Raw genomic sequence first — 20147 nt, 5'->3', positions numbered from 1 at the left:
TTTTTTAAAACTATAAAAAAAGTGTTTTAACCATGATGAGATCTATTTGTTCTTCGTCTCCCATATAAAATGAGTGAGATCCAATTTGAACAAATCCCTGTTTCTTGTAAAAAGCAATCGCATTTTTATTTTTTTCCCATACCCCTAACCAAATTTTCTTTTTATTAAATGTCGTTGCTATCTCTACTGCTTTATTAAATAAATGTTTACCAAGTCCTTGTTTTTGAAAGCTGTTACCTATATAAATTCTTTCAATTTCAAGCGCTTCTTCCCCCATCTCTTCAGACTGAGCGTCATTCATATTAACCTTTAAATAACCTGCAATTTCATGATTAACATACATAAAAAAGAATTGCGAAGACGTATTGGATAGTTCTTTTTCTAGCTGTTCGACTGTAAATGCTTTTTCTAAATAAGCTGTCATATTTTCTTGTGAATTCTGATCTTTAAATGTCTCATAAAACGTTTTATAGCTAACGTCTTGAAGATCATATACATCTTCAAGAATACACTTTTTTATATGCATCATCACTGACATGCCCCTCTCCTTTATATCATCAATAATTTCTCTTGTTTCCTTTTTTGACAAACTCCCAGTCTGTTTCGATATTTTTTCTTACTCTTTGAACTAGTTTAAGAATGGTATCTGCTTCTTCCTGGGTAAAACCTTCTAATGCCACTTTATCCGAATAATCATTTTCTCTTTTTATAAACGGGTATACGTTCTTCCCTTTTTCAGTAGGAAAAAGGTTTTTATTTTTTTTATTATGGAGATCATCTTTCTTTTCAATAAAACCATTCATTTCAAGCTTTTTTATAGCCCGAGCCGCTGTTGTGCGATCTACTTTTATCATTTCAGCTAACTTTTCCTGAATGATTCCTGGATTTTCACATATTCGCACCAAATACAAATACTGCCCTTTTGTCAGGTCATATTCTTTAAATTCTATATTACTAATTGAATCCAATGCTCTTGCTATCATGCCAATTTCACGCAGAATTTCACTCATAAAATATCTCCTTTATACATATTTTTGTTGCAAATACAATAAAAATAATCTACATTTAATGTATCTCAAAATAGTTGCATTTGCAACAAAAAATAACAAAAAGGATGATGACAGTGAAGTATGTTGTTTATGCAGGAGGAATTTTACTATTAACTCTTGGAATTGCTTTGACGATACAATCTAACCTAGGAGCTTCACCTTTTGATGCACTGTTGGTTGGACTGTCACTAAACGTAGGTTTTAGCGTTGGAAGCTGGGAGATTATACTTGCCTGTATTTTAATTTGTGGTAATTCTCTTTTAAGCAAACAAAAGCCAGAAATACTGGGACTGTTAACGGCATTCATAACAGGTCTTGGTATCGATATATGGCTTTTTTTCTTAAAGAATTGGATTACGTTCGAAAGTTGGTACAGCAAAGTATGTTGTTTCGGAATCGGTTTAATCATTATAGGAGTAGGAACCTCAGCCTATTTACATACAAATTTTGCACCTATTCCAATTGACCGCTTAACATTAATCATACAAAAACTAGCTAAAACCAATTTATTTCTTTCAAGAACATTTATTTACCTGACATTCTTACTAGCCGCAATATTTTTAAACGGACCAATTGGTGTTGGAACGTTATTAACCGTGTGTTTAGGCGGCGTGCTGCTTAACTTTTTTATGCCTATTACTAAAAGAGCATTAGACTGCATTTTAACAAACTCTCGTATATCACAAAATCATACTAAAGATCATAAACGCTCCATTACATAACTGAAATAGAACGTTTATGTAAAATCATCATTCACACACAAAAAGCGGATCTCCAGTTAGAGATCCGCCTTCTGTGTGTGATTACTCTATTTTTTTGCCTCAGCTTTAATAATAAAACGATGTTGTTCTACGTCGAAAAACCCTTGAGACTGTATAATTTGATGGATATTATACAATCCGCCGATATGTGTTTCTATATCAAAATTAGGAACTTGCCAAGGAATTGCATTTAGATAAAAAACTAGCGCCCCGATATCATAAAATCTCTGCACAGGAAACTCTTCCTTGCAAAAGATGATGTTAAAAGAACTTTGTTGGAGCTCTTCTATTGCTTTCTTTAAATTCCAATTACAAAACTCTTTATTTATCGGAACCCCTATACATTCATTGATTCGTGAACAGTCTGACCCTCCCACTTGCTGAGTGAAAAACGTGCCTCCCTTAGACAAAATCCTTCTCACTTCAGAAGCACAAAAAGCTTCGTGCTGGTTCAAAATTAAATCAAATGTACCATCTTTAAACGGTAGATTCTCGTTTTCAGTTCGTTCAACAACTGTGACACCAAATGGCTCTAACCGTTTTTTAGCGATTGGAACGTTAGGTTTGTATCCTTCGGTAGCATACATAACGCGAGGAAAAGGTTGTAACAAAGATAAAAACTCTCCTCCTCCTGTTCCCATATCTAAAGCAGCATTAGAGTTTTGAATAAGGCGAAAAGCTTCACTTCCATATGACCACGAAAGCATATCACTATCCATACGACCAGTACGAGTAATAATAGAAAAATCCCATCCAGTAAAATCAACATTTGTATTGTTTACAGCCTTTAAAAAATGTTTGTCCGTTACCATGTTAAAATCCTCCTTTTAATAATCAGTCAGCATTAATCATCTATCCTAAACTAGTAAAAGGCGGGCCACGAACATACAGGCAGCGTTGTTATGTTTCATGTGCTAACGTATTCACACTAACCGCTCCTTTATTAAAATTACGTATGATTCATTTGTTTGTCCATTCATATGTAATATCGGGTAGTTTCTCTTCGTTTTCACATCCTCTTTTTATAATACTGAAGCCGTGTTTCTCGTAAAACCTTTGGGCGTTTTTATTTCGTTCAAATGTACGTAATATTAATTTTCCATTTGATTCTGTCTTGGCTCTTTCGAGTAAAAGCTGTCCAATTCCTCCTCTTTGATAATTTACATCAACGTACAGCTGGCTAATTTCGTCAGCCTTATAAGCAACCATTCCTACTATTTGTTCATCTATTAACGCTAATTCAACTTTATAGTGTGCTGACAATATATGATTTAAAAAATAAACATGACGGTCAAAACTGTGCATTTCCTTTTGTCCAATCGCTTTTTCTTTACTATCTCTCCACATTTTTACCGTTGCCTCAGCAAATTGAGGATGATAGTGAACAATATCAACATTAAGGTGGGCCATATATTCTCCTCCCTTATCTTTCATCGTGCTATACGTATTTTTAATAACGTAATAACGATGTCTAGATATTCCCTGCATGTAGTTGAAGCCTGTCAAAATCTTGTTTTAATAAAGAATATATATACAAATCGTCAAATTTCCCACACGTAAATTCATAGCTTCTTAATAAGCCTTCTTTTATAAAACCGTGTTTTTTTATTAATTTTTGTGAAGCAGCATTAGCAGGCTCTATCAAAGCTTCGATTCTCCGCAAATTAAAATGTGTAAACCCATATTTTATGACCGCGCCCAATGCCTCATTAGCAATTCCATTTCCCCAGTAGTCTCTGGCTAATTCATAACCAATTTCCGTACGGTAATGGTCATGAACTCGATTAAGAAACCCGCAGCTGCCAATAATGTCGTCTTGTTCTTTAAGAGTAATGCCCCATCTTATTCCAGATTCTTTGTTTAAGATTGATTTATACCATGAAATCTCATTTAAAGCATCTTCAACCGCTGTAAAAGGCTCTAAACCGTAGTGCTTCATTACTTCTTTATCGGATAGGTATTTTAAAATATTGCTTGCGTCTTCTGCTACAATTTCCCTTAGTACAAGTCTTTTTGTTTTAATTATGGGAAAATGATGTGACACCTGTAATTCCCTCCTCTTATCCATTCATTAACTGGACGGATCTTTTCTCACAGCTTTATCTAATTTAAATAACGGTTAGTAAAAAAGTTCTTTTATTATTAGTGAATTCCTTTTTTAGTCATAAATATTTGTCGAAAAACAAGCAAAAAAGCACGCGATTCTTCATTTCTAAATCAGAACCGTCATTTATTTTGTATTTGTTCGTTTTAAAAATTAAAGGAATAAAAGGTAGAAATGAAGAATTCTTCACCAACTAGTCTAAATGAAAAGAATAAGGAGAACGATATGAAACTGTATGGGGATTTTGAAAAAGAAGATTGGCTAAACGTATTAAAGCTATCAGAAAAAGAGCTGCCTAATGCATTCATTATTCATGGTGAGTGGGGATTTGAAGATAATATAAGCTTATGGAAAGAGATTTTATCTACTGATGTTCATATGCCTAAATGGAACACGGTAATAGGTAAGTTCAAAAACAGAAATATAGGATTTGCGAATGTGTATGGCAGTCCGATGGCGTCAAACATCGTACATCAATTTGCTGGCAGCGGAACCGACTTATTTATTCAAACGGGATATTTTGGAGGCTTATCTTCCACTGTACAATATGGAGATATCTTAATTGTATCTGCAGCACAAATGCAAGACGGCGTATCACACTGGTATTTACCAGAACAAACGCTTGTAGAAGCTGACAAAGAGTTAGTGGAAACCGCCTGTAGGTATTGTGAACAAAAAGGCTACAGCTATATAAAAGGACATGTGGTTAGTATGGGTGCCATGCTTATTGAGACGCATGATATGGTAAAAGAATGGTCGCTTGCAGATTTTCTCGGGGTGGATATGGAAACAGCTACCACTTTAGCTATTGCTCATAAATTCAACAAACGCGCCGTGGGCTTATTAAATTTATCAGACCACCTTCTTCACGGCGATACTCTTTATTCGTATACAAAGGACAGAGAGTTAATAGAAAGTGAAACTGATAAAGCCATTCGCGATGTGGCTCTTTATTTGAGTAGTAAATTCTAATAGCGTGCTGTCTTATAAAAAATTTTGTATTATTGATATGAGTAAAATCTATTTGGAGTAGAATGCTCAGTTATACTATTGTTTTTAGAAGTATAGCTTTATATGACTCTGAAGAAATGGGGTAGACTAAAAAAGATAACCACTTATAAAAGCGATTATCTTCTGGCTGCTTGAAAGTATAAAAATGAATCTTATAATAAATATACGAATTTTTCTGCACTGTAAATGCGACAGTCATTGTGAATTAAGAAGCATGCAGCACCTTCTGCTCCTTTTTTCCTTTTTCTTTAATTAGTAAGACACCTAACAACCCCATCATTGAAAACAAAATGGGAATCATAAAAGCATAATGATAGCCCACGTGCAGCGAGCGTTCAGGGAATAAATCAAGGACATTTCCGAAAATACTAGGCAATAATACGGCGCTTAAAAAGCCTCCCATATTAGCAAAACCTGATACAACTCCTACTTCTTTTACTGAAAAAGATTGGCGTACTACGGCAAATGTCAAAGCGCTTGCGCCGTTTCCAAATCCGATGATAAAAAGTAAAATAACGACTAGCATGAATGAAGGTTTCACTCCCGTTAATAATAATCCTGTCCAGCTAAGCACCACAATAAGATGGACGAGTGAATAGATTTTTTTAATGGAGTTTAACCTGCTTGATATCCAGCTAATTAAAGGTCCGCCAATCATAGCGCCAAACAAACCATACATAATAAGCTGACTTGCATCAGCGCGAGATAAATGAAACACATTCATGCCATAAGGAACTCCCCAAGAGCCAATAAAACCTACATATGTACCTACTACACCAAAATGACAAAGAAATGTTGCCCATGCTTGACGAGTCGTCATTACCCTTTTTAGGATCGCCCATACGCTTTCTTGAGTCTTAACAGAGGCTTTATTTGCTTTAGCATCATCTACAAATAATCGTTTAGGTTTTACGACTAAAACGACATAAAGCAAATAAGATACCGCGATTAAAACTAGACCTATACTAAGAAAAGGAACTCTCCAGCCTGAAAGTGAAATCCACATAGATAAAGGTACAGTAGCTGATAATGAACCTACACTTCCTACCAGCCCAATTAAACCTAACAGCTTTACAAACTCATTTCCCTTGAACCACTGACTTAAAATTAACACTAAATTGACAAAAATCATGGAGTCTCCGGTACCGACTAGCAAACGAGAGAAAATTAACACATATTCGTTGGGAGATGTGCTGTAGATAAGGCTTCCTATTCCGGTTAAAAGCGATCCGATGATAAGAAATCGATTTGGACCGTACCGGTCAGAAAGTAAACCAACAGGAATCTGAAGGCCTGCATAGGCTAAAAATTGTATACTCGTCATCAATCCTATAACGGATGCTGAAACGTGAAAATCTTTCATTAACTGCTCGGTAATAAGTCCAGGGGCTGTTCGTTGACTGACAATCAAATAATACGCTAATAAAGCGGTTCCAAAAACCACCCATCTATAACTACTTTCCTGCTTGTTCATTTTGATAGATCCTCTCATGTATAATTTTTTCTGCGTAGAAATGCTGGTGGAAAACGTTTAAGAGATGAAGATATTGATAGAATGAAGGTCTGTTTGATAAATAGGTCGCTATTGCGGACAGCTCTTCTTTTTATCCTTGTTTTTCCTTTCTATTATAATTTTAAGTTTTTAAAGGTTATTTTTCAATGAGGTATGGACTTTTAAAATATATCCTTTACTATTTCCCTTTCACTATTAGGCATCCAAGTTAGAGTTCTTCTTGTCATTTTTGGTTATAAAGCAATTTAATAAGAACCCATAAAGAACCTATATCACCCGTGTTTTTTTCAAAAGACCTCTTTTTTCACAGCTTTTCAGCTGTTTAATAAGTTGGTATAAAACTTGCATGTTCATCTATGAACACTTACTAAAGGAGGAGAACTTTATGAAAAAAGTTAAACGCAAGAAAAGTATTAAAAAGCAGGTCATTACTGGTGCTGTTCTCGCAGCATCTCTTTTACTGCCCATTTCAGCTTCTGCTGCATCTGCACCTTATACACTTTATCAAGTCGGAAGTACTGCAGACAAAGCGACTAGTACAAGCTTTGGACAAGTCTATATGGGTGGAAGCATCGATGTAGATGAAGCGTTCAAATGGATGATTCAAAAGGCAAACGGCGGAGATTTCTTAGTTATAAGAGCGACGGGTACTGATGCCTATAACTCTTATATCTACGACCTAGCAAAAAGCATAGGTAAGCCTCTTAACTCTGTTAGCACAATTGTCGTCGATGATTTAATAAGAGCAGGTTCAGACTCTTCTTTAATAGATAAGATTAACAAAGCAGAAGGCATCTTTTTTGCTGGAGGCAATCAAGCTGATTATGTAGATTTTTTAGAAGGGTCTCCCGCTCTTACAGCATTAAATAATCGTATTAATCAAGGCATTCCTTTTGGAGGAACAAGTGCTGGTACTATGATTCAAGGGGATCACATTTACGACTCTATCTCAGCAGGCTCTACAACTTTAGATTCTAAAACAGCGCTAAACAATCCTTATAGTTCTCTTATTTCCTTTACAGATTATTTGATTCAAACACCTCATAACAACAACATTCAAACAGACACCCATTTTGAACAACGAGATAGAATGGGACGCTTTTTAACCTTTCTTGCACGTAATATTAAAGATGGAGAAGAAACTGGAACAAGCGCAAAAGGGATTGCTGTTAATGAACAGTCAGCACTGTTGGTAGAAAAAGATGGTTCAGCTAAGGTCGTAACACAGCGGGGCTCTACAAATGCAGCTGTTTATCTAGCTAAAACGAATATGGCTCCTACCACTTGTGCAAGCGGCCAGCCGCTGACGTTTAATAATATTTCTATCTATAAATTATTTAATGGCAGCACTTTTAATCTTTCCACTTGGACAGGTTCTGGAGGATTAGCTTATACTTTAAACGTAAACAGCGGTGTTATTACTTCTTCTACAGGAAAAGTTTACGGCGGAAATCAGCCGTAAACGGTAAATGAATAAGAAAAGGGAAGCTTGATCAGTAAAGTTTCCCTTCCTTACGCACATCAAGGATTGATTAAATGCTGTTTTGTTTTTAAATGATATAGATAATGCAGTCCTTTTTCTGTTATTTTTGTTCCTGCTCTGCCTCTGCGTTTTATAATATACTCTTTTTCTTCTAGTAGATCCAAACGATTTCTCACCTGCTGTTCTGTAAGAGTAAAGCCTTTTAAATGCTGCGTAATCCACTTTCTGCTTGCTGCTTTTCCTGTATCATTACACTGTTTTATCGTTTCTAACAGGGCACGATTTTCTTGAAGTTCGATTAAGTCAACCGATTCATTTTCAACTTCATACAAAGAATGATCTTCTTTTTGACTACTAAGCCTATACTCTACGTCTTTTGCTTTCACTTCGTTGTCATCGCAGACGGTAAGTAAATACTCAATTACGCCTTTTAATTCTCTTATATTTCCTAACCATTCATGTTCGATAAGCAGCTTCATCGCTTCTGGATGGATATGCGTCCACGTTTTCGATTTGGACATAAAATGATGAATCAGTAAAGGAATATCGGTTCTTCTATATCTTAAAGGAGGAATCGTTAAAGATAATACATGTAAACGATAGTACAGATCTTCTCGAAACAGACCTTCTTTCATTTTATGTAGTAAATTATTGTGAGTGGCTGCTATGATTCTTACATTAATCGGAATGACTCTTGTACCTCCTACCCGCCTAATTTCTTTTTCTTGAAGCACCCTTAAAAGCTGAGTTTGTAAACGCGGGCTGATATCACCAATTTCATCTAGAAAGATTGTACCTTTATCAGCGCTCTCAAACAGCCCTTTTTTGCCGCCTTTCTGCGCTCCTGTAAAGCTGGCTTCTTCGTACCCAAACAGCTCACTTTCTAGTAATGTATCGGTCATGGCACTGCAATTTACGGCAAGAAACGGTCCATTTTTACGTGTAGAATGATTGTGGATAGCCTGAGCAAACAGCTCTTTTCCTGTACCGGTTTCTCCTTGAATCAAAATAGGATACTCAGTGGCAGCCATTTTCCGGGAAATTTCAATCGTTTTAAGCAAAGCTGGGTGTTCTCCTATAATATCTTGATAGTTATACTTAGCAGAAAATCCGTTTTTTCTAAGTTCTGACTGCGCTTTTCCTTCTATTTCAACAGCTTGATTAACACTTTTAAACGTTGCTACAGTAGTATTGCTTTTCTCAATCATCGACTTATAGATAACCATTTCGTACCCATTTATGTTAAAGTACTGACTTTTCTCATCGGACGATATAATAAACTCCACAAGGCCTTTGTTAGAAATTACGCTTTGAATCTCATGATCTATAGCATCGGAAGAAGCTAGCTGGAACAGTGATTCTAACCTTTTATTGAATAACGTAATTTTTCTATTAAAATCCACGGCAAGAATACCATCTTCTACTACGTTTACAATACTCTTTACATGAAGGTGAAGTTCTTTCATTTTCCCTTCTGCTTCTATTAGTTTTTTTTGCAGCACAATGATGTTTCGCAAATAGCGATCCCAAATAATTGAATGATTAGACTGATTAAAACCGAATGATTTTATAAGTTCAAAAATGGTCGCCATGTCAAAAAGTCTAACGCCTATATCAATTACATGCTTTACGTATGGGGGACACAAGTGAACCTCACCTGGAGAAACTGCAATTTCAACACCTTCGTAATAGGTCTTTTGCTTTTTAAAAGGGATAAACTGAACATGATTAATGCCTACTTGATAAAGAGATTCTATTAATTTAAGAGTTTCTTTATCGTCATCATTTACAATTAATACTTTTGTATGGGCAGGGATTTTCAGTAATTCATTTATATGCTTATGATGAATTGTTCTATTTCCTACAATTTCATGTGCATGCTGAACGTCTAATCTGTTCTTCATTTCATGATATATACTCTCTGATGAATAAAGAACAACATCTCCATCAATTTTTCTTGGTAATTCTTCATCAATTGCAAAGCATTCAATAAAAATATAATCGCCTAGCAACTCTTTTAATTGATTGTGTAAAATGATTCTAGTTTGCTTGCTTCCTGTTATTAAAACTAATTTCTTTTTCATCGTATGGACACCTTTCTACAGGCCTTTAACTTGACTTGCCTTCAGAGATTAGTCTTGGAATACTATACCTATCATTTTATACTTTGCTGTGCATTTCATCTAGCGGACGTTTGTCCCTTTTGTAAATAAAAATAAGTAGAAAAAAGCGCCTCCACTTTAATGGGTGGAGGCACGATATGCTAAAGTGCTAGATGCATTGAATTACTTTTTTCTCATTTAATGTCTACGTTTATTGGTTTGATATCTAAGGCTACTTTCACAATAGAGTAATCGTCTTTTTGACCGTCGGTATAAGCCCAATAGCCATTGCTTTCAGGGCTTTTTCTGAAGGTAAGCTCAAAACCTTTGCCTTGGTTAAACGCATAGCTCTTTATTTCTTTGCTCTGAGCGTTATCGATAAGATCGCAAGCTAAAAATTTCCTTAATACACCGTGCGGAGAGAAAAGACCCGTGTTTGGCCCAACCTTTTCACTGTAGTATTCATTTTTTCTAGTAGATGTTTTAGCTGGGTTTATGACGATTTCTTTTGTTGTGATATTTACTTTATCACCTGGCGTAATACAAGAGATAAGAATATTTTTGTAATCACTCGGAAATTTGTCATTTGCCTGTACCTTTGCTAAGTCAACTAGCGTAATACCGCCTCTTCCAACAACTTCTATTTGTTTTTCTTTATTGTTTACCACCATAGCAGTATCTTCATCGATGCCGTAAGAAAGCTGATTTTTATTTCCTTTTTCATATGCTGTTGCAATAAGGCGTCCCAGTCTTGCTTTGTTGTCAAAATGCTGATCTACCAGACCGTATTGAAAAAAACCAAGGCCTTTTTCCAAATAAGCAGGACCGCCTTCTTGCTGAGTCATATCATCGTATGTGTCTGTAAATCCGTACGAAAGAGCTCCGTAGCTATCTCCGCCAGCGAGCATAGTATTACTCATAATCGCCGCTCCGGCACTCGTACCGCCAAGTACTGCCCCGTTTTTATACGTATGCCATATGGCTTGTAAAACTTTTGAGTCCGAACCATTTTCATTCCGCAACGAGCCCGTAATCAAGGTTTGATCTCCTCCTACAAACCAAATGCCTGTTAGCCCTTTAACTTTTTGCGCTAGTTTATCACTGTTCATATTTGTTTTCCAAGTCAACTCATCTTCAGAAGTTCCTTTAAAGTCGTGGTTTGAAATAGGTAAAATCTCTATATTTTCTGCCTTCACTCCGTATTTAACTAAATCACTTTTAAACTGATTAGAGGAGTCGAACTTAGTACTCGCTGCAGGAACAATCCCTATTTTGGCCTGCTTTCCTCCTGCAAGAGTAATAAACTTGCTATACACGCTTGAATTACTGCTTCCAAGCGCTCCTCCTGCAATTAAGAGGTTACCTTTAATCTCGTCGTATACAGGACTTTCAGGTGAAGAAAAAGTAGGTTTTTTATACGTTAAACTAGTTTTTTTATCCGGTTGAAATTTGACGGTTTTAGGTGTAATGTCCATTCTTACATTTACAATGGAATAATCATCTTTTTGTCCATCAGTATACCGCCAGTAGCCGTTTGTGTCATTATCCTTTTGGAAAGCAATTTCGTATCCAGACCCTTTACTGTCATAAACATAGCTGTTAGCAGATTTCATTGATTTATTATCAACGAAAGAATATGATAAATAAGCCTTTAATCTTCCATACGGTGTAAAAACACCCGTAGCAGGCAGTGCGTTAAAGGAATAATATTCAAACCCCTTCGTTTCTACTTTATCGTTTGGAAATTCAAATGATTTTAAATGATAGTTAATTTTATCTCCAGGAGATAAGTAACTGACTTTTATGTTCTCTAAGCCTGAACGCACTTTTTGCTTAGATATAAGCTTAGCTTGGCTCATATCTAATACAGCTACTCCGCTTCTTCCAACGACTTCAACCTTTTGATCTTTATTGTTAACGACCATAGCAGTATCTTCGTCTACACCGTATGCAAAGTTTTTTTCTTTGTCGCGTTCAGCATTATACGCAGCTACTGCAAGTCGCCCAAGTCGTGCTCGTTCATCCATATGCTGATCAATTATGCCGTGTTGGAAAAATCCCAACCCTTTTTGAACTGATAGAGGCTCGTATTCTTTCTTATTGTGTTGGTTTTCGTTTACATGTTTATTTTCCTTGTTTCCTATACTTTCTTTTAAAGCTCCTAGACTGTCTCCTCCTGTAATCATGACGTCACTCATAATTGCAGCTCCTGCACTTGTACCTCCGATAACTGCTCCCTTACGATATATATCCCAGATAGCTTTTAACGCTTCAGAATCGTTTCCATTATTTTGACGAAGGGAATCCACAATTTTTGTTTGGTCTCCTCCAACAAACCAAACTGCCGTTAGTCCTTTAATCGTACGGGATAACTTCTTGTCGTTCACTTGATTCTTCCAAGTCGATTCATCTTTTTGTGTGTCAGAAAAATCGTGATTGGAAACGGGAAGAATTTGAATAGAATCTGAGTTTACTCCGTATTTCACGAGGTCTTTCTTAAACTTTTCAGAAGACTGCAGCGTTGTGCTAGCAGCTGGAATAATCCCTACCTTGGCTTTTTCTTTTCCCCCAGCAAGCAAGAGAAATTTTTCATATATATCTTGATTGGATGTTCCTACACCTCCGCCTGCAATAACAAGGCTGCCTTTAATGCCTTCAGTATTTTCTTGTGCTTTTGCAAGCAGGGGTGTACTCAACGAAGAAAGTAATGTAAAGCTGATGAGACATGAAACCAGTTTCTTTTTCATTTGAAAGATCCTTTCCACGCAAATTTTAATACCCTTCTCTAATTAGCTCGTATCCTTTCCGCGATACTTTTGATAAATGATATCTAAAACCTGTTATTCAAACGTTCCTTTCACAACAGGGACACCGTCTTTTACCATTACTTTACCTTGAGCAAAAACCGTTTTAATTGTTAGCGTCTCTTTGTCTAAAAGGACTAAATCTGCATCTTTTCCGGGTTGAATATGCCCTTTATTGGACAGTTTTAATACTTTGGCAGGATTAGAAGTAATGACTTGAAGAGCTGTTTCTAACGGTACTGATTCCTCTAATACTGCATCTCGTACTTCTTGAAATAAAGAAGACACTTTTCCAACTTGAAGACCTTTATAATCTCCGTTATCATCAAAAAACGGCAGGCTCGCGTTTCCATCGGATGAAAACGTAATGCTGTCAATCGCCACTTTCTCTTCCAGCATGATGCGTAACCCTTTGCTGCACTTAACTTCGCCTTCTTCTAAAAAGTGAGGGATCGTACTAGTCGTAAAATCTACGTAGCCGCCTCGCTTTGCAAATTGAGTTCCTTCTTTAAACAGCTCTTCATTTCTATTAATATGTGTAGGGTGAAACTGACGAATTGGCAGGTCTGTTTTATCTACGATTTGATTCAATAAAGATAATTTTCGTTCTCCGTCTCCTACGTGAATCTCTAATATTCCGGCTTTCCCTGATAAAATCCCTCCATTGCGGGCAGCGGAAGCCACCTTCACCAGTTCTTCAAATGTCGGTTCAGAAGAGCGGTGGTCGGAAATGGCAATTTCACCTACTCCGATAATTTTATCAATTAAAATAAGATCTTCTTCAATGCTATTAGTTAACGTTTTTACCGGTATTTGATAGGAACCTGTGTGAATGAAGCAGCTGATCCCTTCTTCTTCTAACCCTCTTGCTTTGGCCAGAAGGTTTTCCATTCTTCTTGTTGTACCGTCTGTTCCAAGTACACCTACAATAGTTGTAACACCGGCAGTCGTTGCATCGGTTAACATTAGTTCAGGAGTGCGTGTTTTATATCCACCTTCTCCTCCTCCGCCAATAATATGAACATGTGAGTCAATGAAGCCTGGAGCTATAATGTGATTAGCGGCATCTACAACACCAATAGGAATGGACGTATTTACATGATCAATACAATCTTTTATAAGGATGATTTTGCTGTCTGCAAGCAATATATCTTTTTTTCCTAAGTGCTGTGGTGCATATACTTCTGCGTTTTTGATTAAGGTTAACAACATCTATTCCTCCTAGTAAGCTCAACTTACAAATTACATTTTTCTATCTCTTAAAATGGTCCGTAATTGATAAAATAAGCAATCACAACGGCTATTAGACCAATCACATATTGAATAAGGACTAGCGGAAGCACCCATTTCGCCCACTTTGTCCATGAAATCCCCGCAATTGCTAAACCAGCCATCAACGTTCCAGCCGTCGGGAAAATAATGTTTCCGATGCCGTCTGCAAAAGAAAAAGATAATACTGCCGTTTGTCGCGTAATATCAAGCAAATCTGCAAGAGGCGTCATGATTGGCATCGTCAGCATCGCATGACCCGTTCCAGATGCTAAAATAAGATGAATCAGCGCTTGGAAGTTGTAGATTCCGATGACGCTTAAATATCCCGGAATATGTTGAATCGCTCCAGATACTTGATGAAGCATAGGGTCTACAATATGACCTTCATTTAAAACAACAAGAACTGCGCGAGAAACTCCGATAACAAGCGCTCCTCCAACTAGCGCTGCTGCCCCGTTTGTAAACGACTTAACCGTATTTTCAACAGAGAGCCTTCCAATAATCCCAATCACCACTGTCAAAATCACAAACAGAGAGGCAATTTCAGTAATGTACCACTTATACTTAATAACGCCAAAAGCAAGAATTACATAGTTAACAAGAAATGCTGCCATAATCCATTTATGCTTTCTAGTTAACTTCGCATCAGAATTTAAAAGTTTATGTGCATTAGTTATGCTGTATTTTCCGTATGTTCCTATAGAAGGACTTCTTTTCACTTTCATCGCATATCGGTAGACAAACCATACTGAAACAGCATAAACAACTACGAATAAGATGAGACGAAAGCCCATTCCAGAAAACATAGGAAGCTCTGCTACTCCTTGTGCAACACCTACTGTAAATGGATTCATAACGGCCGTAGTAAAACCAGCCGATGCGCCAATTAAAACAATAGCAGTCCCTGTTAATGCATCGAATCCAAGAGCAAGTGCCAGCGGAATTAAAAGAGGAATATAAGCTAGCGTTTCTTCCGCCATCCCCATTAAAGAACCGCCTACCGCAAAAAATAGCATCATAACAGGAATTAATAATTTTTCTCTAGTAGCAAGCTTTTTAGCCATCGTTGTAATCAATACATCTACTGTCCCCGTAGCGCTTAGTACACCAAAGAAACCGCCGATAATTAATACAAAAAAGATAATGTCGGCTCCTTCTACCATTCCTGTATGTATCGCTTTGACCATATCAAAGAATCCAACAGGTGTAGAACCAATCCATTTAAACGACTGAGGATCTACCGTTGTTCGTCCGTCTACTTCTACACGTGCGTATTCTCCGGCTGGCAAGATATACGTTAAAATAGTAGCAATCACAAGAAAGCCTAACAATAAAGCAAAAACGTTTATTTTTCTCTCTTTTTTCCGTACCTGATTTAATGAACTCATTTCCTTTTGCGGTTCACTCATTCTTCTTCTCCCCTTCATTGTGAAATAGTAACTTTAAACAGACATCTCGTTCTTTAAAAGCAGCTTCCTTATCTGCAGCTACACATTGCTCCTTTCTCTTGTGTTCTTCACATATAGTACAAGCAATTTTCGTGCCAACGTATAACCGTTTAATTTTCTGAATTATGATATAATTAAAATGTGTTTTAGGTGTTAATTGGGTGTTTTTTAAAATTTAATAACGCCAATTAAGAAGCTAGTTGATAGAAAATCTGGAGCATGAAACCATTAGCTAGTTCTTTTTTTAAAAAGCAGCAAAACGAAAGATAAAAGAATTTAATCTATAGACATAAAAAAATACTACACTCAAATGGCTGGCTGAAAAACATGCGGATCGTAAACTTACAGAAGTGGCTGCTACAGTAGAACACGCACTTTATCAAACGCTCCAAGATGAAGTGAAAACGAAAGATTTAGGCGGACATGTCTCTACATCGGAGTTTACAGAAGCTATTTTAGAGAAAATAAAATCCACGCAAAATTAACAGCAATTTATCCATTCTATAGAGGTGATCATAATGAAAAAAAGAAAGATTATTATGGACTGTGATCCAGGTCATGATGATGCCATTGCAATTATTTTAGCTGCCGCACGACCGGAATTAGATATTTTAGCGATTACAACTGTTTCAGGAAACGCAGAAATTGAAAAAACGACGGTGAATGCTTTGAAAGTGTGTGACTTGGTATCGTTACATAACGTGATTGTTTCAAAAGGAGCAAGCGAACCAATGAATGATGCGCAGACGTGAAAACGCGCCTAGTATACACGGAGATTCAGGATTAGACGGTCGTGAGTTCCCGGCTCTCTCTCGCAGCTGGAGCGAAGAACACGGAGTAGATACTATTATACGAATGGTCAAAGAGTCAGAAGATCCCGTTACGCTTTTGCCTACCGGTCCTTTAACGAACATTGCCTTAGCTTTAATGAAAGCTCCAGAAATTAAAGAAAACATTGGAGAGATTATCCTTATGGGCGGTGGAACCTTCGGGAACTGGACGCCAACGGCTGAGTTTAATATTTGGGCAGACCCAGAAGCGGCTAAAAAAGTGTTCGATAGCGGCATCCCACTCGTAGTAATGGGGTTAGATATTACGCATCAAGCCGTTGCAACAGATGACGTTATTAACCAAGTCATGAACATCGATAATAACGTAGCAAAAAAGGTCGGGGAATTATTAGCATTTTTTAAATCTGCCTATAAAGAAACCTTTGGATTTAATGGCCCTCCTGTTCACGATGTATTGACCGTCGCTTATTGTGTAGCTCCAGAACTATTTACGCTAAAAGAAGTTAATATTGTAGTAGAAACACGCGGAGAATACACGTCTGGAACAACTTCAGTTGATTTGCTTGGAGTCACAGGGAGGAAACCCAATGCTAAATTCGGTTTAACTCTTGATGTAGACGGATTTTGGAATTTAATGATTGAGGCTCTCAAAACATATTCAGCTTCGTAATGTTCATCTAGAAGATAAATTTTATAGAGGCAGCACCAGAACGTCGAGTTCACAACTTGCTGGTGCTGTCTTACGTTTATTCATACTATCTAGCTGTTTTTTTCGCTTTTTGATTGAGCATTAAAGTAATGATTGAAGCAACAATCACACCTGTAATCAAGCAGTTGGATATATCTTTATAAATTACTCCCATTACTGTCCCGCCTATAACACCTACACTAATGAGTGAAATCCGTTCTCTTTGGTTCATAATTTATCCCTCCATCTTTTTTAACAAAATATTTAATTTATGAAGAGCAAACTGCAGGTCTATTTGCTCTTCTTCATTTAATTTGGAGATATTTGTATTGAAATTACTATAAATCCCTCTCCATTTTTCTTCTTGAATATTTTTTCCTTTAGACGTTAATGAGACTAAAACTGCACGCTTATCTCGCGGATCAGGCATTTTGATTAAATATCCTTCATTTTCTAATTCACTGATAACATTCGTTAACTGTTGTTTGGCAATATTTAATCCATTACTAATTTCCTTAATATTCAAATCTCTTTTTTTCATATACATGAATTCAACTACGTGATTTTGTAAATGTGTTAATTTCACTTCATTCTTGTTTAAGTTCTTGAAGTTTTCAAATAAAACCGGTATTAAAGCGATATATTCCTTAGCCAGTTTTTCCTCCATAAGATACTCACCTTCTTTAGTAAATATATTATTACTAATTTTAAATAAAAACAATATAAATAGTTGATTTTAGTAAAAATATATTTACTAAAACCCATACACACTTCTAAAGTTATGTTATCTCGCTCTAAAAAAAAGTTTATTAATCCTATGTAAGCAGCTATTTAACGATAAAAAAAGCAAGGAAGTATACTCCCTTACTTTCTGTTTACAACTCCCGTTAAAAAATTCAAAAATACATGTACGCCTGCTTTTACAGTTATTTCTCTTACATCACGCAGCGGATCTAGACAAACGATATCCATTGCTTGAACAAGCGGATGACTCCCAGCCGTGTATACCGCTTCAAACAATTCCTCCGTTCTCATTCCCCCTGTGGTTCCTGCTGGAACTCCAGGTGCGTAAGCAATATCTAACACGTCCATATCAACGGTTAAATAGATCATGTCTACTTCTTTGCTCAGCTGTTTTAGTACTTCTTTCACCGTATGAGTTACTCCCGCTTTTCTTGCTTGCAGTAGCGTTACATAATGAACGCCTTTGCTATCCGCATATTCCTTTAACGATTTTGAGTTGTAAAACCCGTGAAGCCCAATATTCCATACATGAGTTGCATCAATTGTGTTGCTTTCAATTAAATTTCGTATGGGTGTTCCGTTAGAAGGGCCATTGTCTTCTAAGCTTCGTAAGTCAAAGTGCGTATCAAACTGTAAAATTCCTATTTTCTGTTCGGGATGTGACTCTTTCCATCCTTTTACTAACATAGCTGTAATGGAGTGGTCTCCTCCGAGCATAACAGGCAGCGCATGCGGATGACATTTCCGCATAGACATCATCGCTTCTTTTATATACTGATGAGACTTCTCTATATCCGTTACGTGCTGTTTGACGTCACCTAAATCCAACACTGACAAGGAAGTCAAATCCGTATCATACTCAATATGATACGGATTAAAGGATTTCCAGATTTTCCTCATGGCCATTGGCGTCTCACTGGCTCCAGAAGCGCTAATGGAGGATCTTGAAAGAGGCACGCCCAAAACCGTAATATCTATCGATGTAAAGTCGACTTTGCACCCATCTTCAACTGTCTGAATCCAATCACTTACTTTTGGGTCAGAAGTACTTTGACGCTGCCAGCAAAAAGGCGGTCGATCAAGCTGTGGGTACGGATAGTTCATGTAAAACACCGCCTTCAACCACAACTTTCCCATCTTTTAATACCGTGTCTACAAGATTTACGGCATAGTTATACTGCAGCGTTTGGTAATTGGGCGCATCAAATAGCACTAAATCGGCTTTTTTACCTACTTCAATACTTCCGATTTGATCCCCTTTGCCAATGGCATGAGCCGCGTTGATCGTACAGGCTGTTAAAACTTCTGCGGGCGTCATTTTCATCGTTAAACAAGCTAAATTCATAATAAACGGCAGCGATTCCGTAGGAGAAGACCCTGGGTTTCGATCTGTAGACAAAGCAACCGGTACCCCTGCTTCGATCATTTTTCTAGCACGCGCCGGCTCTTCCATTAAAAAGAATGCAGTACCCGGCAATAGAACGGCTATAACTCCGCTTTCAGCCATTTGCTTAATTCCTTGATCCGATGCTTTTAATAAATGATCCGCAGACACAGCTCCCACTTTAGCCGCTAATTCTGCCCCGCCAAAAGACACAATTTCATCGGCGTGGATTTTAGGTTTTAGTCCGTATGCTTTTCCAGCTTGTAAAATACGCTCTGACTGTTCAACTGTAAACACACCTTCTTCACAAAATACATCACAAAACTCCGCTAGCTCTTCTTTTGCAACAATTGGTATCATTTCTTCGATAACAAAACGAACAAACTCATCTTCCTTTCCTTTGTACTCAGCTGGCACCGCATGAGCTCCCATAAAGGTTGAAACAACATCTACTGGATGCTGTTCATTCAGTTTCTTCGCTACTTTTAATTGTTTGATTTCATCTTTAAGATTTAAACCGTACCCGCTTTTGGCTTCGACAGTTGTAACTCCGTACTGCAGAAATTTATTTAAACGTTTTGTAGATTGCTTGATTAGCTCCTCTTCTGTTGCTTGTCGTGTACTAACGGTTGTTTGTAAAATTCCTCCTCCCGCTTTTAATATATCAATATACTTTGCCCCGTTTAAGCGCATTTCTAATTCTTTTTCACGACTGCCGCCAAACACAAGGTGAGTGTGGGGATCAATTAACCCAGGCGTTACGATTTTTCCTTCGGCATCAATTATATTAATAGGTTCATGGATATGCTCAAGGTATTCCCGCGCTTTGACGTCAGGCCCAACAAATACAATTTTTCCATTTTTAACGAGTACGCTGCCATTTTCAATGATTCCTAGATCTGACATTTCTTCCTCTCGTCTAGGCTGACTTCCACCTTTAACCGTAATGACTTGTTCAGCGCATTTGATATACGTAATAGTCATACGTATCCC

The 20147-nt window shown here is 37.1% G+C and carries 17 protein-coding genes and 1 pseudogene; 4 read left to right on the top strand and 14 right to left on the bottom strand.

The window, feature by feature from the left end; translation table 11 throughout:
* Positions 1-10 precede the first annotated feature (10 nt).
* Complete coding sequence (locus CEQ83_RS08090; protein WP_099000014.1) at positions 11-538, bottom strand: spermidine/spermine N(1)-acetyltransferase; 528 nt, start codon at positions 536-538, stop codon at positions 11-13.
* Between the two features lie 19 nt (positions 539-557).
* On the bottom strand, positions 558-1010 hold the full coding sequence (locus CEQ83_RS08085) for a MarR family winged helix-turn-helix transcriptional regulator (protein ID WP_013056339.1): 453 nt from the start codon (positions 1008-1010) through the stop codon (positions 558-560).
* Positions 1011-1123: 113 nt separating this feature from the next.
* On the opposite strand from CEQ83_RS08085, the gene CEQ83_RS08080 reads away from it, so the two are divergent.
* On the top strand, positions 1124-1771 hold the full coding sequence (locus tag CEQ83_RS08080; protein WP_099330796.1) for a YczE/YyaS/YitT family protein: 648 nt from the start codon (positions 1124-1126) through the stop codon (positions 1769-1771).
* 86 nt (positions 1772-1857) lie between these two features.
* Here the strand turns inward: CEQ83_RS08080 and CEQ83_RS08075 are convergent, their stop codons facing one another.
* The 3 genes from CEQ83_RS08075 to CEQ83_RS08065 form a co-directional block, all read right to left on the bottom strand.
* Entirely contained in the window at positions 1858-2622 is a 765-nt protein-coding gene (locus tag CEQ83_RS08075; protein WP_099330795.1) for a class I SAM-dependent methyltransferase, read from the bottom strand.
* Between the two features lie 148 nt (positions 2623-2770).
* Positions 2771-3220: a GNAT family N-acetyltransferase gene (locus tag CEQ83_RS08070; RefSeq protein ID WP_028413911.1), complete on the bottom strand. Its 450-nt coding sequence runs from the start codon at positions 3218-3220 to the stop codon at positions 2771-2773.
* A gap of 61 nt (positions 3221-3281) precedes the next feature.
* A complete protein-coding gene (locus CEQ83_RS08065; protein ID WP_099330794.1) occupies positions 3282-3854 on the bottom strand; it encodes a GNAT family N-acetyltransferase in 573 nt (190 codons plus the stop codon).
* A gap of 285 nt (positions 3855-4139) precedes the next feature.
* On the opposite strand from CEQ83_RS08065, the gene CEQ83_RS08060 reads away from it, so the two are divergent.
* Positions 4140-4886 (top strand): phosphorylase family protein, encoded by a 747-nt coding sequence (locus CEQ83_RS08060; protein ID WP_099000023.1) that lies wholly within the window; start codon positions 4140-4142, stop codon positions 4884-4886.
* A 244-nt stretch (positions 4887-5130) separates the two neighbouring features.
* On the opposite strand, the gene CEQ83_RS08055 is transcribed toward CEQ83_RS08060, so the two are convergent.
* Positions 5131-6399 (bottom strand): MFS transporter, encoded by a 1269-nt coding sequence (locus CEQ83_RS08055; protein WP_028413914.1) that lies wholly within the window; start codon positions 6397-6399, stop codon positions 5131-5133.
* Positions 6400-6823: 424 nt separating this feature from the next.
* Between CEQ83_RS08055 and CEQ83_RS08050 the strand changes: the two genes are divergently transcribed.
* Positions 6824-7900 (top strand): cyanophycinase, encoded by a 1077-nt coding sequence (locus tag CEQ83_RS08050; protein ID WP_155017162.1) that lies wholly within the window; start codon positions 6824-6826, stop codon positions 7898-7900.
* A gap of 59 nt (positions 7901-7959) precedes the next feature.
* Here CEQ83_RS08050 and CEQ83_RS08045 read toward each other — a convergent pair whose 3' ends face one another.
* From CEQ83_RS08045 to CEQ83_RS08030, 4 genes are all read right to left on the bottom strand, one after another.
* The gene (locus tag CEQ83_RS08045; RefSeq protein WP_099330793.1) at positions 7960-10005 is read right to left on the bottom strand and encodes a sigma 54-interacting transcriptional regulator; all 2046 of its coding nucleotides are present in this window, start codon (positions 10003-10005) and stop codon (positions 7960-7962) included.
* 212 nt (positions 10006-10217) lie between these two features.
* Complete coding sequence (locus CEQ83_RS08040) at positions 10218-12770, bottom strand: cyanophycinase (RefSeq protein WP_155017161.1); 2553 nt, start codon at positions 12768-12770, stop codon at positions 10218-10220.
* Positions 12771-12863: 93 nt separating this feature from the next.
* Positions 12864-14036 (bottom strand): beta-aspartyl-peptidase, encoded by a 1173-nt coding sequence (gene iadA / locus CEQ83_RS08035; RefSeq protein ID WP_155017575.1) that lies wholly within the window; start codon positions 14034-14036, stop codon positions 12864-12866.
* Between the two features lie 50 nt (positions 14037-14086).
* Positions 14087-15508, bottom strand: coding sequence for a YfcC family protein (locus tag CEQ83_RS08030; RefSeq protein ID WP_154991506.1), 1422 nt, complete (start codon positions 15506-15508; stop codon positions 14087-14089).
* A gap of 557 nt (positions 15509-16065) precedes the next feature.
* On the opposite strand from CEQ83_RS08030, the pseudogene CEQ83_RS08020 reads away from it, so the two are divergent.
* Positions 16066-17008 (top strand): annotated as a pseudogene (locus CEQ83_RS08020) (nucleoside hydrolase).
* A gap of 85 nt (positions 17009-17093) precedes the next feature.
* Here the strand turns inward: CEQ83_RS08020 and CEQ83_RS26995 are convergent.
* The 4 genes from CEQ83_RS26995 to hutI form a co-directional block, all read right to left on the bottom strand.
* Positions 17094-17258 (bottom strand): hypothetical protein, encoded by a 165-nt coding sequence (locus CEQ83_RS26995; protein WP_165573357.1) that lies wholly within the window; start codon positions 17256-17258, stop codon positions 17094-17096.
* Between the two features lie 3 nt (positions 17259-17261).
* Complete coding sequence (locus CEQ83_RS08015; protein ID WP_033578526.1) at positions 17262-17693, bottom strand: MarR family winged helix-turn-helix transcriptional regulator; 432 nt, start codon at positions 17691-17693, stop codon at positions 17262-17264.
* Between the two features lie 197 nt (positions 17694-17890).
* Positions 17891-18874 (bottom strand): formimidoylglutamase, encoded by a 984-nt coding sequence (gene hutG, locus CEQ83_RS08010; protein ID WP_154991508.1) that lies wholly within the window; start codon positions 18872-18874, stop codon positions 17891-17893.
* The gene (gene hutI / locus CEQ83_RS08005) at positions 18849-20138 is read right to left on the bottom strand and encodes an imidazolonepropionase (RefSeq protein WP_155017160.1); all 1290 of its coding nucleotides are present in this window, start codon (positions 20136-20138) and stop codon (positions 18849-18851) included. Before hutI ends, hutG begins: the two co-directional genes overlap by 26 nt.
* Positions 20139-20147 lie beyond the last annotated feature (9 nt).

Origin of the sequence: Priestia megaterium, assembly GCF_009497655.1 — a bacterium.
Classification (GTDB): Bacteria; Bacillota; Bacilli; order Bacillales; family Bacillaceae_H; genus Priestia; species Priestia zanthoxyli.
Note: the sequence above shows the minus strand (reverse complement) of the source record. Positions and strands in the feature narration are given on the sequence as shown.

Excerpts from the sequence above, each read along its gene's own strand:
- hutI (WP_155017160.1), bottom strand. The coding sequence starts at position 20,138 with ATGACTATTACGTATATCAAATGCGCTGAACAAGTCATTACGGTTAAA.
- CEQ83_RS08030 (WP_154991506.1), bottom strand. The coding sequence starts at position 15,508 with ATGAGTGAACCGCAAAAGGAAATGAGTTCATTAAATCAGGTACGGAAA.
- CEQ83_RS08090 (WP_099000014.1), bottom strand. The coding sequence starts at position 538 with ATGTCAGTGATGATGCATATAAAAAAGTGTATTCTTGAAGATGTATAT.
- CEQ83_RS08050 (WP_155017162.1), top strand. The coding sequence starts at position 6,824 with ATGAAAAAAGTTAAACGCAAGAAAAGTATTAAAAAGCAGGTCATTACT.
- CEQ83_RS08015 (WP_033578526.1), bottom strand. The coding sequence starts at position 17,693 with ATGGAGGAAAAACTGGCTAAGGAATATATCGCTTTAATACCGGTTTTA.
- hutG (WP_154991508.1), bottom strand. The coding sequence starts at position 18,874 with ATGAACTATCCGTACCCACAGCTTGATCGACCGCCTTTTTGCTGGCAG.
- CEQ83_RS26995 (WP_165573357.1), bottom strand. The coding sequence starts at position 17,258 with ATGAACCAAAGAGAACGGATTTCACTCATTAGTGTAGGTGTTATAGGC.
- CEQ83_RS08055 (WP_028413914.1), bottom strand. The coding sequence starts at position 6,399 with ATGAACAAGCAGGAAAGTAGTTATAGATGGGTGGTTTTTGGAACCGCT.
- CEQ83_RS08060 (WP_099000023.1), top strand. The coding sequence starts at position 4,140 with ATGAAACTGTATGGGGATTTTGAAAAAGAAGATTGGCTAAACGTATTA.
- CEQ83_RS08085 (WP_013056339.1), bottom strand. The coding sequence starts at position 1,010 with ATGAGTGAAATTCTGCGTGAAATTGGCATGATAGCAAGAGCATTGGAT.
- CEQ83_RS08075 (WP_099330795.1), bottom strand. The coding sequence starts at position 2,622 with ATGGTAACGGACAAACATTTTTTAAAGGCTGTAAACAATACAAATGTT.
- CEQ83_RS08045 (WP_099330793.1), bottom strand. The coding sequence starts at position 10,005 with ATGAAAAAGAAATTAGTTTTAATAACAGGAAGCAAGCAAACTAGAATC.
- CEQ83_RS08070 (WP_028413911.1), bottom strand. The coding sequence starts at position 3,220 with ATGGCCCACCTTAATGTTGATATTGTTCACTATCATCCTCAATTTGCT.
- CEQ83_RS08040 (WP_155017161.1), bottom strand. The coding sequence starts at position 12,770 with ATGAAAAAGAAACTGGTTTCATGTCTCATCAGCTTTACATTACTTTCT.